This is a genomic window from Methylobacterium sp. WL64 (genome assembly GCF_008039945.1).
In the GTDB taxonomy this organism is placed as follows: Bacteria; Pseudomonadota; Alphaproteobacteria; order Rhizobiales; family Beijerinckiaceae; genus Methylobacterium.
On the sequence record NZ_VRVA01000123.1, the window covers coordinates 1 to 14202 of the forward strand.

Sequence of the window (14202 nt, forward strand, 5' to 3'; positions counted from 1 at the left end):
CAGGATCGCGTCAGGGATGTGGGGTGCTTTGCGTCGTGCCATCGGGAACCTCCTTCGGATCCACTATGGCCGCCTCCACACGAAATTCCTGACAGTCCCGGAGGCGTATCTGTGGCCCTCGCGGACCAAGATCCACATCCTCGGCGAATGCGCCCGCCAGAGCTTCTGTGAGGCCCCGAACCTCATCAAGAGGGATGGTGTCGTTCTGGCACCCCACAATGCTCATTGGCGCCTCACGCGGCCCGCACGGTGGCGAGGAAGCGCCCGACCTCGGCGGCGAGGTGCTCGGACTGGCGCGACAGCTCCGAGGCCGCCCCAAGCACCTGGCTCGCCGCCGCACCGGTTTCCTCGGCCGCGCCGGCGACCCCAGAGATGTTGCTGGTCACCTCACCGGTCCCCATCGCTGCCTGGCTGACGTTGCGCACGATCTCCTGCGTAGCCGCACCTTGCTGCTCGACGGCAGCCGCGATCGATGTGGCTACGCCGTTGATCTCCCGGATCCGCCCGGTGATACCACCGATCGATGTGACCGCCTGACCGGTAGAGGCCTGGATCCGGGCGATCTGCCCCGAGATCTCGCTGGTCGCCTTGGCGGTCTGCTCGGCCAACGCCTTCACCTCGGACGCGACCACCGCGAAGCCCTTGCCGGCTGCACCCGCACGTGCCGCCTCGATCGTGGCATTGAGTGCCAGCAGGTTGGTCTGGCCGGCGATCGACGAGATCAGACCGACCACGTCGCCGATCCGTGCGACCGCCGCGCTCAGCTCCTGGACCAGAGCACCGGTTTGATCGGCCTCCTGCACAGCGCGTTGCGCCAGTTCCGCCGAGCCGGCGACTTGCCGGCTGATCTCCTGGACCGATGAGCCAAGTTCCTCGGCGGCAGCCGCCACCGTGTTGACGTTAGAGGCTGCTTCTTCCGCCGCGGCCGCGACCGTCGTCGATTGGCTCGCCGTCTCAGTCGCCGTGGCGGTCATCGTCTGAGCAGTAGCTTGCAGTTCGGTGGCCGAGGAGGACACCATGCCGATGATGCCGCCGACCGCGGCCTCGAAGCCATCGGCCATCTGGCGCATGCCGGCCTTGCGCTGCTCTTCAGCGGCAAGGCGAGCTTGGGCGGTCTCCGCCTCCAGCTGACGGGTGTTGATCAGGTTGTCCTTGAACACCTGTACGGCGGCTGCCATCGCGCCGATCTCGTCGCGGCGGGTCGTCTCCGATACCTCAACCGCCGCATTGCCGGATGCGAGATGGCGCATGACACCTTCGAGGCGCTTCAGCGGCTTGAGGCTCCGGCGCACGAGGAACCAGAACGCAGCACTACAGCCTGCAGCCAGCAGCACGCCAATCAGAGCAGCTTCCGTCCGCAGCCGGCTGATGACGGTGAGGTAGTCCGTCTGCTTCACCCCGGTGTAGAGGACGCCGATCGTGCTTCCGTCAGCAGCCGTAATTGGGTCGTAGGCCGTGAAGTATGGAACCCCGAGGACCTCGGCCTTACCCCTGAAAGAACGACCCTGCTTGAGCACAGCATCGTAGACGGGCCCGGCAGCCAACTGAGTTCCGACGGCGCGGGTCCCATCTGGCTTAGTGACGTTGGTGGCGATGCGTGTATCGCCAAGGAAGACGGTTGCGGTTCCGCCGATGATGGCCTGGACGCGATCGACAGCTGGGTCGTTCTGATTGATGCGGTGGGATCCGACCTGCAGCTGCCCGTCTACGAGGCTGAAGCGCTCAGAGCTGCCCTCGTCAACCAGGCTCTGGCGCAGCAGACGCATGTTGCTTTCCAACACGGCGGATGCGTGCTGGGTCATGTCCGTCTCGACGTCGCGCAGGATGAGGCCAACTGTACAGATGGAGGCGAAGCTGAGCAGAGCGGTTCCGACGAGACTGAGACGGACCGGCAGCGAGAAGCTGGGCCAAGCAGCACGGTAACGCATCCAATGGCTCTCATGGCGTGAGGCCGACCTCATCGGGACAGATCAGAGCGCAATCCCCGTTCGATGAACGAGTACATTCCGGCTGTGACGAAGGATCGTGGGGCGAATAAGAACGAGTGCTGGAAGCAGAACGCGCCCCAGACAATCTTAGAACGCAATTAGCTGCTGCCAGGTTAAATTCCTATTAAACCACCATTGTGTAGGTGTTCAATCGTACAAAGCATTTGATTTCAGTTGTATGCCAACCTGAAATTGTACAACTTATGTAAGGATGAGCCGAAGCTCGACTTTTCAGACTCCGACCGCCTCGACCGCGGCAATCACGTTTTCCAGTTCGGCAACGTGGCGCAAGGTGCTCCCCGCCGGCAGTCCATCGTGCTCGGCCATCGCCGATATGAGCGTGCGCTGGTGCGCCTTCAGGCGTTCGAGGAGGGCGTTGAGCTTGTCGAGCATGGGCTAGCTGTAACTGTGAGCCGAGAGGGCGACAACGCGACTGTCTCAACACACGCCCCCGTGCTCGCTTTCTTGAGACCATGCTCGGCCACATTGCCAGACCTACGGTCCGCGAGTTTTGCCTCGGACCTCCGCATCGCGCAGCATCCCGAAGAACTTGACCGGATCGAACATCTGCCGCGCCTGCAGCAGCGAGATTGGCCTAGCGCAGTGCTTCCAGCGGCGCACGATCAAATCGTTCGCATAAGGGCACGCTACGAAGGAGACTCGCCGTTCAATTCCGGGTCCGCATGTGCTCCCTCTTGCTATGCGGGGATGTGCGGTTTCTGGCTACCGACGAGACATAAGTCTACGACTGGGTTGGGTTGGAAGCGGGCCCATGGTGCATAACTCTTGAGTTTTGCACCAAACCTATTGCAAGATCCTATGACTTGCGAACCCATGGCTCAGGACTGCTCTGCCGATTAATCGTTCTTCCGCCAAATCTCTTCGGCGAGTAGCGTCGCGAATGATACCCAAGCCACCAGTGGAATGCCGAGCTGGCCGGTGGTCTTATCGACTTGACTGGCCGTTGCCACGTAACCAACCGCGCTCGCGCTAAGGGCGGCCGATGCGACGGTTGCCCATCCTGTCGACCGCTGACCGAAAAAAACTTCGCTCCAGCCGGCGATACCAACTTGGTTCGCGGCCCAGAACGCCAAGGCCGTTGTCCGCTCGGGCGATCCCTCAGCGCGAAGCAGGCGGTAACCGCCATAGGCGAGCGAAGCTTGGATACCTGTCCAGGCAACCGGGTAAACCGGCGATGGGGGTGTGTAGTCCGGTTTCGCAAGGTGCCGATACCAGCGCCTCGTCCGGGGGTGATCGGGTGTTGGGCTGGCGCGCCGCCCAATGAGCAGAGCTGCCGTAACGGCCCCGACCGCCAGCGCTGCAGCCTGAAGCGGAGATAGGCCTCCCGTTCGGGCGTGAGATGCCATCCTGGTACTCCTCTACGAGCGTTTGTCATCCACGTGAGATGAAAGCGCACATAGGCCCAGGGCATCGATAGGCCAATGACGAGTTTTTGTTTGGAAGTGTCAGCGAACCGCTATCAACCGATCCGCTGGTGCCAATCTAGAAGCAGTTCGTCGGCATGGGCGTGCCGGAGATCCGGCGGCTCAAGCAGCTGGAGGACGAGAACAGCAAGCTCAAGCGTTTGGTCGCAGACCTGACGCTGGACCGCTCCATGCTGCAGGACGTTCTCAAGCGAAAGTGGTGAGGCCCGCCGCTCGTCGCGAGGGCGCCGGTCACCTGCAGGTGGCCTACGACATCAGCGAGCGTCGGGCCTGCCAGGCCACCGGTTTCGGCCGCTCGTCTCAGCGCTACTGCAAGTGCGCCGATCCGCAGGTAGTGCTGCGCATGCGGCTGAAGGAGCTCGCTGCCGCGCGGGTACGCTACGGCTATCGGCGACTGCACGTCCTGTTGCGACGGGAGGGCTGGAAGGTGAACCACAAGCGCACCTACCGGATCTACCGGGACGAGGGGCTGTCGATCCGGTCCAAGCTGCCCAAGCGTAAGCGGGCTTGGCGCTATCGCCAGGGGCGATCGGCGATCGGTGGACCCAACGAGGTCTGGGCGATGGACTTCATGTCCGACCGCATCTTCGACGGACGTCCGTTCCGGATCCTGACCGTCGTCGATTGCCACACGCGAGAGGCGCTCTCACTCACGCCGAGAGCCAACTTCCGCGCCTTCCAGGTGACCGAGGCGCTCGACGCCTTGGTCAGGCTGCGAGGTCGACCCAAAAGCCTGCGGGTGGACAACGGGCCGGAGTTCGCCGGGCGCATGCTTGACCAGTGGGCTTATCTGAACGGGGTCGAGATCGACTTCCCACGACCGGGCAAGCCAACCGACAACGCCTATATCGAGTCGTTCAACGGCCGCCTCCGAGTGGAGTGCCTGAACGCCTCGTGGTTCCTGTCGCTGGCCGATGCCCGCGAGCGCATCGAGGACTGGAGGTGCCACGACAACGAAGATCGACCTCACACGGCCCTGGGCGGCTTGACGCCCCGAGTCTTCGCCAACCAAGCTGTCACAGCCCGGGAACTTGCATAGGCCGTGGACCACAAACGGGGTCAACTCCAGGCCGACGATGCACTAACTTTACGCTTGGACTACCTCGTAGGGGCCGATCAGTAGCTCGATCGGGGTATGCCACGGTTCCCGGAATTTTCCGCATCTCCCCAAAATAATCTTTGGACCCTGCTGCGCGAAGCCACGTTCTTGTGAAGCTGGCCGCCGGTGAGATCACACCCACGGCCTCGATGTTCAACTATCGGGAGATGGGAAGATATGGCTATTAAGCAGAAGACCTTACAGGATGCGTTCTATGAAACCCTCAAGGACGTGTACTATGCTGAAAAGCAGTCCGTTCGTGCGCTGAAGAAGTCGGCCAAATCCGCTGAGCACGAGGAGCTTAAGCAGGCGTTCGAGACCCACGCCGAGGAGAGCGCCATCCAGGTCGAGCGCCTGCAGCAGGTGTTCGAGATCATCGGCAAGCCGGCGCGCGCCAAGACCTGCGAGGCCATGCAAGGGCTGACCTCCGAGATGGAGGAGGATCTGGAGGACTTCGGCGACAGCCCGGCCGCCGATGCGGTTCTAGTCGGCTGCGCGCAGGCGGTCGAGCACTACGAGATCGCCCGCTACGGCACGCTGAAAACTTGGGCGACCCAGCTTGGCTATGAGGATGCGGCTAAGCTGCTTGATGAGACGCTGCAGGAGGAGAAGAAGACCGATCAGCTTCTCTCGGAGATCGCTGAGCGCATCAACGTCGAGGGTTCCGAAGAGGATACGGACGACGTCGAGGCGAAGGCCGCCCCGAAGCGGGGTTTCAAGGCCAAGACGGCGTAAGGAAGCTTACCATGGTCGATATCTCACAGATCCAGGAACACATGCTTGTGGTCGGCTCCGACGGCGGGCATGTCGGGACGGTCGATCATCTGGACGGCCAGCGCATCAAGCTGACCCGGACTGATCCGGAGGCGCACGGCATCCACCACTTTATCCATGTCGACTCCATTGGGACGATCGAGAATGGCGAGGTACGCCTGAACCGCACTACGGCGCAGGCCAAGGACGAGTGGGGCACCGCCGCTTAAGCGGTGATCATCGTCCGACGAAATGGGGGACTACCGAAAGGCAGTCCCCTTTCTTTTGGCTGGAGTCGAGAGAACGACTGTTTCCCGACGGTCACGCCCCCCCGCATAAGGGTAGCAGAGGGCACTCAGGCTCGCGTTCCTTGGCTCTCGACGGCTACGAGTAGCTGATGCCCGCCTGAGAGGGGCAGAGGTGCCTCATATGCCTAATACAGCCTTGCTCATACGACGTCCCGGTTGGCGCGGCTCGCGACCTTTCGCTGGTCTGCCGAGTTCGCCCCTGGCCTACGTCCTTCTTGCCCTCGCCATCACCGCAGCCGGATGGAACTTCGCGGCCCGCGACGCAGCTCATAGGGAGCAGGCTCGCCAGCGCGAGTTGATCAGCCGCAGCGATCGACTGCTCTCGACCATGAAGGATCTCGAGACCGGCATGCGCGGCTACGCCCTGACCGGCAAGCTTGAGTATCTTGAACCCTACGCCGACGCGCTCAACCGCATTGGAGACGACGTCGCTTACCTCGATAATCTCAAACGCACATCTGTCGACTCAGCCGCTATGGCGCTCGCCCCCGTGCGCAAGCTGATTGACGACGAGAAGGCGTTCTCCGATCGCGTCGTAACTGCCCGTCGCGACCGAGGCTTCGACGCAGCTGCGACTTTGATCGCGACGGGTGAAGGCAAACGCCTGATGGACGCGATCCGCGTCGCCACCGCGGCAGCCGACCAGCGCGCCGATGAAGCGCTGGCGGCGATCGATCGCCAAGACAGGCTGCGCTATATCATCCTGAGCGCGTTCAGCTTGCTCTGCGCTATCCTCGCCGTGGCGCTCTTGGCGCGCCTCGCCCTGGTGCGGCGGCGCGAGAGCCAGCGCAGCAGCGGGCTGTTCGAGGGCGTGCTGGCCAACGCCCCGGTCGGTCTGGGCTTCCTCGACGGCGATCTGAAGATCCGCCACATGAACCGTGCGTTGGCGACGATGAGCGAGCGCGGCTTCGGTGCAGATCTCGGCGCGCCGATCTGGACCTTGCTGCCGAGCTTGGAGCCGCAGCTCGCCCCGCTGCTGGAAGCTGCGCGCGATCATGGCCTGGTCAGCGCCGACGTGCCCGTCAGCGTGCCGAGCGAGAGCGCACCGGGTGGGACGCGTCATTTCCGCATGAGTTTCTATCCCTTGCGCCAGGACGGAGGGCCGGCGGCGGTTGGTGTCGGCATCGTTGTCGCCGACGTGACCGCGGCCGCCCAGTCCGAGGCTCAAGTACGCGCGGGCGAGGCGTTGCTGCGGACCGTGCTCGATACCCTGCCGGTGGGCGTACTCATCGCTGAGGCGCACACCGGCCAGATTACCGGTCACAACGCTCGGGCTGAGACGATCCTGGGGCACGCAGTGCAGCCCGCGCAGCCCGGCGAGGGACCGGCACGCTGGATCGGCTTCCACGAGGATGGCCGGTCGGTCGAGCCGACGGAGTGGCCGCTGATCAAGGTGGTGCGCGAGGGCGAGCCCCAGTCGGAGCTGGAGGTCGACTATCAGCGCGGCGACAGTTCGCGCGCCTGGATCGGCTTTTCCGGTGCGCCGATGCGGGACACGGATGGAAAGCTCGTCGGCGCCGTAGTCGTGGTCACCGACATCGACGCACGCAAGCGTTCCGAGCATGTGCTTGAGGCTGCCAAGGAGGCGGCCGAGGAGGCCAATCGCGCCAAATCCGAGTTCCTGGCCAACATGAGCCACGAGCTGCGCACGCCGCTCTCGGCGGTGATCGGCTATTCCGAGATGCTGCAGGAGGAGATGGAGGACGCCGGTCAGGCGGACCTGCTCCCGGACATGAAGAAGATCGAGGCGAACGCACGCCATCTGCTGGGCCTGATCAACGACGTCCTCGATCTCTCGAAGATCGAGGCCGAGCGCATGGAGGTATATCCGGAGAGTCTCGACGTCGCCGCGACCGTGCGCGATGTCGCCGCCACGGTGGAAGCCCTGGTGGAGAAGAAGGGCAACGCCCTCGTCCTCGATCTCGCGGACGGGCTCGGCGGCGCCTACACCGACGCGACCAAGCTGCGCCAGTGCTTGATCAACCTGCTCAGCAACGCGGCCAAGTTCACCGACGGTGGCCGCATCACCCTGTCGGTACGCCGACAGACGGATGCCGAAGGCGACCGATTGGTATTTGCGGTGTCCGACACCGGCATCGGCATGAGCGAGGAGCAGGTGACGCGGCTGTTCCAGCGGTTTAGCCAGGCAGACGCTTCGACGACACGGCGCTTCGGCGGTACGGGCCTCGGCTTGGCGATCACGCGCGCCTTCGCACACATGCTCGGCGGCGACATCGCGGTCGCGAGCCGCACGGGCGAGGGCACGACCTTCACCCTGACCGTGCTGGCGAGTGCGGCTGGGAGCGAGGAGATACAGGCTGTTCCTAGATCATCACCCGTGGAACCGAGATCCGATGACCATGCCGCGCAGGGCAGCGAGGTTCTGGTCATCGACGATGATCAAGCGACACGCGATCTGCTCGCCCGCTTCCTGACCAAGGAGGGCTTCTACGTCGCGACGGCGTCCGATGGGAAGGCAGGATTGGAGCAGGCTCGCACCCGGCGCCCACGGGCGATCCTGCTCGATGTGACCATGCCGCGCATGGACGGATGGGCTGTGCTGCGCGTTCTGCGTGCCGACAAGGAACTCGGCGACCTGCCGGTAATCATGGTCACGGTGCTCGACGAGCAGAACCTCGCGTTCTCGCTCGGGGCGACGGATTACCTGCAAAAGCCGGTCGACTGGGCACAGCTGAAGGAGGCAATGGAGCGGTTCCGCCCGAAGCCGCATGACGGGCCCGTGCTGATCGTGGACGACGATGCCGATCTGCGCGCATTGATGGCGACGCAGCTGACGCGGGACGGGTGGTCGGTGGTGACGGCGGTGGACGGCCGGGCCGGGCTGACGGCGGTCGCGGAGCACAAGCCTTGGCTGATCTTGCTCGACCTGATGATGCCGGAGTTGGACGGGTTCGGGTTCTTGCGTCTGCTGCGCACCCGCCCGGAATGGTACGGCATCCCCGTGGTGGTGCTCACCGCCAAGGACGTCACCGCGGACGATTTTAGATTGTTGGCCGGGCAGGCCGACCGCGTGTTGCAGAAGGCTGGCTTATCGTACTCGGACCTCTCGGCGACGCTGCGGACGCTCTACGGAGGCGGCTTGATCGAAAATGCGTGAACTTTGAGTCGTGCATGGGTTCGGTGATGCTGCGACCAACATCTAGCGGGAGGCTTTTGGTATCGCGTTGTTCGAAGTTGGGATCGCGTCAACGCTTAGCGGTGCGTATCGGTCGGTGTCGCGCACAGCACGGTAGGTTGGGACCTTGCGTGAGCCCTTGCCCTTGAGGAGCATCACCATGCCGACGCACATCAACAATACCGGCACTGGGCTGCGGCGGACCGCCTCCAGCGCGCCGTCGTAGAGGCTGGCACCGGTCGCATCGCGTCGGACGGTACCGAGCACATCCTCGACGATGCCGGTCGGCGTCAGCCGTTGCGTGAGCTTATCCAGTGTCTGGTTCAGGCGACCACGGCTCGCCCCGATCTCGCGTTCCAAGGCGTCCGCGTCGCTCGTCATGCGTTCACGTGCTCTCTGATAACGGTTGCGTTGCTGCTGGAGCTTAAGAGTACCCTCCCTACGCCTGTTTAGGCTCCGCGGCCTGAGACCTGCGGGTATCGCTTTCGCCGAGCCGAAGGACGTGGAAGACACCGTACCCCAGCGCACCGATCACAAGGACCGTGGCCAGCGGGTTACCCCGTGCGACCGCCTCAGCATCGCGATAGAGCTCTCGCCAGCTTCGGCGCGCCACCCGGTCCGAGAGCGCGTCGAGGTTATCGGCGACCGTGTGGACGAACGGCCTTACCGATGCCCCCTCATCGAGTGCCCCACCGCCCGAACGAAGCGCCCGAGCCAAATCGGAGAGGAAGCCGACAGCCTCGGTCTTGCGCCGGTCGGCATAGCCGCTCGCCTGATCACGTACGGCATCCGCCAAGCCGGCCGGTGATCTTGCTGCCTGCATCGGGCTGTTAGCGGCGGGGGGGGCCGCAGGTCGGGACTGATCGTTCATGGTGCTGCTCCGAACCTACGGAACGATGTGGGAAGTAGGCGGCCCTAGCGGCGACCGTGGACGACCATCGCGAGCAGGTAGCCGAGAGCGCCGGCCATCGCGGCCATCATCAGCGGGGACTCCTTGGCGTAGCTCGTCACCGTGTCGGCGCCCTGGCGGTAAGCGCGCTCGGCATCGGGGAAGGCGTCGCGGCCCTGCTTGAGCGCGCCCTGCGTGAGGTCGCTCGCTTGGTCGGCTACGTCGCGCAGGGCGTCCTTGGCCTGCCCGTACAGGTTCTCGACGTTGCCCTCGGCTTCGTTGGCGGTACCCTTGGCCCGAGTCTCGCGGTCGCCGGTCACGTCGCCGATGGCACCTTGGACCTTGCCGCCGAATTCCTTCGCGGCGCCGGTGATACGCTTCTCGTCCATGCTCGTTCTCCTTGCTCAGTGCCGGCCCCGCGGGAGGCGCGCCCGGCGGTTAGATGGGGTCGCGTTACTTCCCGGCGCTCTTGCCGTGGGCCTTGGTCGAGCTCTCGTGCGCCTTCTCGGAGTGGCCATGGGCCTCCTTCGAGTGCTTGGCGGCGGCGGTCTCATCGCCCTTCTCGTGGTGCTCGGCGGCAGTCTTGTGCGACTTGGCGGCGGCCTCGTGGTGCTTGGCGGCCTCGGCGTGCGCGCTCTTGGGCATGGGGGTTATTCCTCGAATGGCACCGTCGCGGTGCTCGTTGCGGTCGGGTCGACCGGCGCGTCCGGGCGGGATTGTTCTCATCGGGCGTGCGGATGTCCTCAGGTGCGCCGCGTCATTGGGCAGGCAGCCTGCCGTCGGGGGTGTAGCGGTCGACCGCCGAGGGAAGCTCCCGGGAGAGCCTGGAAAGCAGTTCGTCGTGCGAAAGGCCAGTCTGCCGGGACAGGGCGTCCATGACGTTGGGACCGATGGCCTCGCGGAGCTGCGGCGAGGCGATCTCATGGTTGGGGCCATGGCTCACCCAAGAGTCCGCCGCCGCGCCGTGTCCGTTCTGCCGGAAGCTCTCGACGAGCTGACCGAGGCCCCCGCCGAGCACGTTGCCGACGCCGGCCCCGCCGAGCGCACCGCCGATGTTGCCGAGAAGGCCCCCGAGACCGGCTTGACCGGGTACGGTCGCGGACCCCGCACCCGAGGCGGAGTGGCCGCCACCAAGCATCTCGGCGATCTTGTCCTTGTTTTGGAACCCTGCCACAGCGAGCAGACCTAGCAGGGCGGTCATCGAGGGAAAGCCGTCACTCATGTTTAGTCTCCTGTTCGAGGGGACGGCAGGCGTGCATTCCCGCGGCCCTACGATTTTGAACCGCTAGCCTTGGCCGCCCTGTACTCATCGATGGCGGCCAGGCAGCCGGGCGAGAGCTTGCCCATATTCTTTCGGAAACACGCGACCACCTCCGGGCCCTTCGGATCCATGCCATTGCAGAGACTGAGGTAATCCCCGGAACAGAACGTCCTGAGATTGCCCGCGCCGCTGTCATCGCCTTGGGCGTTGGCAGAACTCGCCGCCAAGACAAAGGCGAGACCGAGGAGAAGGACCGAGCGAGACATGTGTGACGACCGTGCTTGGTGGGTGCGGGACCGGTTCGTGTTGAGGAAGGGATCCAAGGACCCCTCCCCACACGTGGTTAGACGGGCTTGTGCGGCACGGTCCCGGTGGTGGTACCGGTCGTGCCGGTGCGCTCGACGTTGCCGCGCTCGTCGGTGACCTCGACCTCGGTGTGGCGGACCTTGTCGGAGACAGTCTCGACGCGCTGGGTCGCGTCCTTGCGGATGCCGACCTCGCCGACGACGCGGGCCTCCTTCGAGACCACCGCCTGCTCGCGCATCTCGGTCGCCTCGATGACCTTGTCCTCAAACAGGGCCATGTCACCCGGGGTTACTGCCCGGTCGACCACGCGCCGGTCGACGTGCACGGTCTCGTCGTGCAGGGTGACGTTCTCGCTCACGTCCTTCTCGACGGCATAGGAACGCACCCGGACGCGGCCGCTGTCGACCATGCGCTTGCCGACGTTGAGGCGCTCCTCGACCACCGGGATGTACTCGGTGCCCTGGGCCGTGCCGTGAGCGGCGAGGGTCTCGGTGGACCCAGCCGCATGCAAGTCGGCGGTCCCTGTCGATGCCGGAATGGAAGCGGCCATAGCTGGCGCGCCAGTCGCCTGCCCGGTCCAACCGTCCTTGCGCCAGGATGCCTCACGCTCGTCCATATCGACCGAGCCGTGCTCCTCCAGGATGTCGTAGGTCTGCTCGGCGTATCCGTCCTCGACGGTTGCGGTCAGCATGGTGCCGCCGCGGTGCAGGCCTTCGGCGTGGAGGTGGCGGTCCTCCTCCGGCATGAAGAACTCCTTTAGCGAGCCCCACATGCCTTCCTCATGGGTTGTGACGGTGCCAGTACCAGCCTCGCTGCCAGACAAGATCCGGATCCCGACCTCGGGGATGCCGAGGGCGACGAGCTTGGCCTTGGCGGCGGTCGCCTCGGGGTAGGTGTCGTACATGGCGGTGATGGTCTGGGTCATGGTTCGATCTCCGGTGTTTCAGCTGCGGTCAGGGCCGTGACGTGCCCCTCGGGGGACACGCGTTCGATCACGGCGTGCTGCCTGCGCAGCGTCACCGGCATCTCGACGTCCTCGCCCGCCGTGGTCTGGCGGACGTGCACCTCCTCCTTGAGGACCAGGCGCTTCTCGACGACGAGGATCTCTTCCAGGACTGGGATGATGGTCACCCCATCCTCCTCACGGACCACCGGTGGCACCTCGCCCTCGGACAGCGTCCGGTTGATGGCCACTCGGGTGACCCCGACCATGTCGCTGTGCAGGGTCTCGCGCAGGATTTGGTCGGTGGTTTCGGTCCGGGTCGAGACCCGCATTCGCCCGGTCTCGACCGCCCGCTTGTCGATGCGGGCGGTCTCGGCGATCAGCGGGAGCGTTACGGTCTCGCCGACGGCGATCTCCGCCGCGTGTTCGCCCTGCATCTCTAGGAGGTGCGGTTCGGTGGCGGCGGGATCGCTCATGGTCACACCCGACGCTGGGTCGTGATGGCGACGCCGGTGCGGCTCACGACTGGGTCGACGGCGGCGCCACGACCCGCGAAGAAGGCCGACAGCGCTCCCAGGATCAGCGCCAAGGCACCGTAGAGCGCCCCCTGTGCGCCGACACGGGCGGCGGCATCGGCCGCCTGCTTGGCCTGCTCCTTGGTCTTCGCGACCGTGTCGTTGAACTGCTGCACGTACTGGGCGACCTGGGTCCGGGCCTGATCGACCGGGATGTTCTGCGCCTTGGCGAGAGCCTGGGCAGCCTTCTCCTGTGCATCCTTCTGCTGGTTGGCGTCGCCGGTCACCGCCGCACGCATCGCGCTGACGGCGGCGTTCTTCAGGGCCTCCGGATCATTGCCGGTGCCATTGCGGACCTGGCTCTCGATGTTCGAGAACGGGTTATCCACGCCGGGCAGCGACGGGGCGGCGGCCTGTGCGGCGGTCTTCACCGAGCCGCCGATCAGGTTGCCGGCACCACCGAGCGTGCTCGACACCGCGCTCGACGCACCGCTGATGACGCCGCCGACCGCCGAGGACAGCAGGTAGACGACGACCAGCGTCGAGACTGCCCAGGCGATCAGCCCGTGGTAGGCGGTGGTGGTGTTGGCCGGCTTGCCCGAAAGACGCCCGGCGAGCCAACCGCCGGCGGTGGAGGCGAGGATGCCGGAGATCACGAACCAGATACCGGCGCCCGAGGACAGGCTTCCCGCGGTCGGAGTGCCGTTGCCGGCCGGGTCGACGGTCGAGAGCCCGATCCCGAGTCCGATCATGTTCAGGATGACCTGGGCGACGAGCGCGATCACCGCGCCGGCGAACACCGCCCCCCAGGAGATGGAGTGCAGCGCCATCGTGCGCATGTCCTCCGCGGGGGTGACCGCGCTGTCGGTGGGGAAGTCGCGGTCGTAGGCTGGACGGGTGGTATTGGGTGTCAGCGCCATGCTCGGTACTCTCAGGTCAGTGGTTCGATCTTCCGCCGGAAGCGGCGGAAGCGGGTTTGGCCGGGGTCAGAGCACCCAGCGACGGCAGATCAGGGCGTGGTACAGCCACAGCAGATTGACGGCGCCGATGACGGCGACGACCAGGCTGTAGAGATTGAGCCCTGAGACGCCGGGCTCACCGAATTGTTTGAACAGGAAGCCGCCGACCACCGCCCCGACCACGCCGAGCAGGATGTCGACGAGCAACCCCTGCCCCGTGTTGTTGACCACCTTGCTGCCGATGAAGCCGGCAACGAGGCCGAGCACAATCCAGGCGAGGAGTGACATGGTTCGGCTCCACTTCTCTCGGTGTGGGTTGGCCTGCATCCGTCTGCAGCCTCGCTGAAGGCGTGCAGAAGCCGCGGCAGCGGCCCGTTCATCGGCTCGCGTCCGAGCTTCACGTGCGGGTCGAGCGCTTTGGTCTCGGCTCAAGGTTCGATGACGTGTTTGCGACTTCGAGGGCAGCGATCTCGGCAGCGGCTTCCGCCTGGATCGCGTGGTCGCCCTCGATGATGCCGATGGCTTCCTTGATCAGCGCCCGAATATGATCGGGCGATAGCACCTTCCGACGCCCGGCCACGCGGATCTCCTGGTATCAAC

The 14202-nt window shown here is 65.1% G+C and carries 16 protein-coding genes and 1 pseudogene; 4 read left to right on the forward strand and 13 right to left on the reverse strand.

Annotated elements, in window-relative coordinates; all coding sequences use genetic code 11:
- Positions 1 to 233: 233 nt before the first annotated feature.
- From FV242_RS28340 to FV242_RS36405, 3 genes are all read right to left on the reverse strand, one after another.
- The gene (locus tag FV242_RS28340) at positions 234 to 1928 is read right to left on the reverse strand and encodes a methyl-accepting chemotaxis protein (protein WP_147910678.1); all 1695 of its coding nucleotides are present in this window, start codon (positions 1926 to 1928) and stop codon (positions 234 to 236) included.
- Between the two features lie 291 nt (positions 1929 to 2219).
- The gene (locus tag FV242_RS34860) at positions 2220 to 2381 is read right to left on the reverse strand and encodes a hypothetical protein (protein WP_187278596.1); all 162 of its coding nucleotides are present in this window, start codon (positions 2379 to 2381) and stop codon (positions 2220 to 2222) included.
- 464 nt (positions 2382 to 2845) lie between these two features.
- Positions 2846 to 3355 (reverse strand): TspO/MBR family protein, encoded by a 510-nt coding sequence (locus FV242_RS36405; protein ID WP_147941261.1) that lies wholly within the window; start codon positions 3353 to 3355, stop codon positions 2846 to 2848.
- 140 nt (positions 3356 to 3495) lie between these two features.
- Between FV242_RS36405 and FV242_RS28350 the strand changes: the two are divergent.
- The 4 genes and pseudogenes from FV242_RS28350 to FV242_RS28365 form a co-directional block, all read left to right on the forward strand.
- Positions 3496 to 4472 (forward strand): annotated as a pseudogene (locus FV242_RS28350) (IS3 family transposase); the annotation flags it as partial.
- Between the two features lie 237 nt (positions 4473 to 4709).
- Positions 4710 to 5267, forward strand: a complete 558-nt coding sequence (locus tag FV242_RS28355) for a ferritin-like domain-containing protein (protein WP_147910991.1) — start codon at positions 4710 to 4712, stop codon at positions 5265 to 5267.
- A gap of 11 nt (positions 5268 to 5278) precedes the next feature.
- Positions 5279 to 5515 carry a DUF2171 domain-containing protein gene (locus FV242_RS28360; protein ID WP_147910992.1) on the forward strand — a complete coding sequence of 79 codons (237 nt, stop codon included), beginning with the start codon at positions 5279 to 5281 and terminating at the stop codon, positions 5513 to 5515.
- A gap of 199 nt (positions 5516 to 5714) precedes the next feature.
- Positions 5715 to 8711 carry a response regulator gene (locus FV242_RS28365; RefSeq protein WP_147941262.1) on the forward strand — a complete coding sequence of 999 codons (2997 nt, stop codon included), beginning with the start codon at positions 5715 to 5717 and terminating at the stop codon, positions 8709 to 8711.
- Between the two features lie 42 nt (positions 8712 to 8753).
- Here the strand turns inward: FV242_RS28365 and FV242_RS28370 are convergent, their stop codons facing one another.
- The 10 genes from FV242_RS28370 to FV242_RS28415 form a co-directional block, all read right to left on the reverse strand.
- Positions 8754 to 9110: a DUF3618 domain-containing protein gene (locus FV242_RS28370; protein ID WP_147941263.1), complete on the reverse strand. Its 357-nt coding sequence runs from the start codon at positions 9108 to 9110 to the stop codon at positions 8754 to 8756.
- Between the two features lie 58 nt (positions 9111 to 9168).
- On the reverse strand, positions 9169 to 9600 hold the full coding sequence (locus FV242_RS28375; RefSeq protein ID WP_147941264.1) for a hypothetical protein: 432 nt from the start codon (positions 9598 to 9600) through the stop codon (positions 9169 to 9171).
- A 44-nt stretch (positions 9601 to 9644) separates the two neighbouring features.
- Positions 9645 to 10007, reverse strand: a complete 363-nt coding sequence (locus tag FV242_RS28380; RefSeq protein ID WP_147941265.1) for a CsbD family protein — start codon at positions 10005 to 10007, stop codon at positions 9645 to 9647.
- A 64-nt stretch (positions 10008 to 10071) separates the two neighbouring features.
- Entirely contained in the window at positions 10072 to 10263 is a 192-nt protein-coding gene (locus FV242_RS28385; RefSeq protein WP_147941266.1) for a hypothetical protein, read from the reverse strand.
- Positions 10264 to 10375: 112 nt separating this feature from the next.
- Positions 10376 to 10840, reverse strand: coding sequence for a YidB family protein (locus FV242_RS28390; RefSeq protein WP_147941267.1), 465 nt, complete (start codon positions 10838 to 10840; stop codon positions 10376 to 10378).
- A 382-nt stretch (positions 10841 to 11222) separates the two neighbouring features.
- Entirely contained in the window at positions 11223 to 12110 is an 888-nt protein-coding gene (locus FV242_RS28395; RefSeq protein WP_147941268.1) for a YsnF/AvaK domain-containing protein, read from the reverse strand.
- Positions 12107 to 12604, reverse strand: a complete 498-nt coding sequence (locus tag FV242_RS28400; RefSeq protein ID WP_246692927.1) for a YsnF/AvaK domain-containing protein — start codon at positions 12602 to 12604, stop codon at positions 12107 to 12109. Before FV242_RS28400 ends, FV242_RS28395 begins: the two co-directional genes overlap by 4 nt.
- 2 nt (positions 12605 to 12606) lie before the next feature.
- A complete protein-coding gene (locus FV242_RS28405) occupies positions 12607 to 13482 on the reverse strand; it encodes a PhnA-like protein (RefSeq protein WP_246692928.1) in 876 nt (291 codons plus the stop codon).
- A 147-nt stretch (positions 13483 to 13629) separates the two neighbouring features.
- Positions 13630 to 13890 (reverse strand): GlsB/YeaQ/YmgE family stress response membrane protein, encoded by a 261-nt coding sequence (locus FV242_RS28410; protein WP_147941270.1) that lies wholly within the window; start codon positions 13888 to 13890, stop codon positions 13630 to 13632.
- Between the two features lie 109 nt (positions 13891 to 13999).
- Positions 14000 to 14182: a hypothetical protein gene (locus FV242_RS28415; protein WP_147941271.1), complete on the reverse strand. Its 183-nt coding sequence runs from the start codon at positions 14180 to 14182 to the stop codon at positions 14000 to 14002.
- Positions 14183 to 14202 lie beyond the last annotated feature (20 nt).

Excerpts from the sequence above, each read along its gene's own strand:
- FV242_RS28400 (WP_246692927.1), bottom strand. The coding sequence starts at position 12,604 with ATGAGCGATCCCGCCGCCACCGAACCGCACCTCCTAGAGATGCAGGGC.
- FV242_RS28395 (WP_147941268.1), bottom strand. The coding sequence starts at position 12,110 with ATGACCCAGACCATCACCGCCATGTACGACACCTACCCCGAGGCGACC.
- FV242_RS28355 (WP_147910991.1), top strand. The coding sequence starts at position 4,710 with ATGGCTATTAAGCAGAAGACCTTACAGGATGCGTTCTATGAAACCCTC.
- FV242_RS28340 (WP_147910678.1), bottom strand. The coding sequence starts at position 1,928 with ATGCGTTACCGTGCTGCTTGGCCCAGCTTCTCGCTGCCGGTCCGTCTC.
- FV242_RS28375 (WP_147941264.1), bottom strand. The coding sequence starts at position 9,600 with ATGAACGATCAGTCCCGACCTGCGGCCCCCCCCGCCGCTAACAGCCCG.
- FV242_RS28360 (WP_147910992.1), top strand. The coding sequence starts at position 5,279 with ATGGTCGATATCTCACAGATCCAGGAACACATGCTTGTGGTCGGCTCC.
- FV242_RS34860 (WP_187278596.1), bottom strand. The coding sequence starts at position 2,381 with ATGCTCGACAAGCTCAACGCCCTCCTCGAACGCCTGAAGGCGCACCAG.
- FV242_RS28410 (WP_147941270.1), bottom strand. The coding sequence starts at position 13,890 with ATGTCACTCCTCGCCTGGATTGTGCTCGGCCTCGTTGCCGGCTTCATC.
- FV242_RS28365 (WP_147941262.1), top strand. The coding sequence starts at position 5,715 with ATGCCTAATACAGCCTTGCTCATACGACGTCCCGGTTGGCGCGGCTCG.
- FV242_RS36405 (WP_147941261.1), bottom strand. The coding sequence starts at position 3,355 with ATGGCATCTCACGCCCGAACGGGAGGCCTATCTCCGCTTCAGGCTGCA.
- FV242_RS28380 (WP_147941265.1), bottom strand. The coding sequence starts at position 10,007 with ATGGACGAGAAGCGTATCACCGGCGCCGCGAAGGAATTCGGCGGCAAG.
- FV242_RS28385 (WP_147941266.1), bottom strand. The coding sequence starts at position 10,263 with ATGCCCAAGAGCGCGCACGCCGAGGCCGCCAAGCACCACGAGGCCGCC.
- FV242_RS28390 (WP_147941267.1), bottom strand. The coding sequence starts at position 10,840 with ATGAGTGACGGCTTTCCCTCGATGACCGCCCTGCTAGGTCTGCTCGCT.
- FV242_RS28370 (WP_147941263.1), bottom strand. The coding sequence starts at position 9,110 with ATGACGAGCGACGCGGACGCCTTGGAACGCGAGATCGGGGCGAGCCGT.
- FV242_RS28405 (WP_246692928.1), bottom strand. The coding sequence starts at position 13,482 with ATGCGCACGATGGCGCTGCACTCCATCTCCTGGGGGGCGGTGTTCGCC.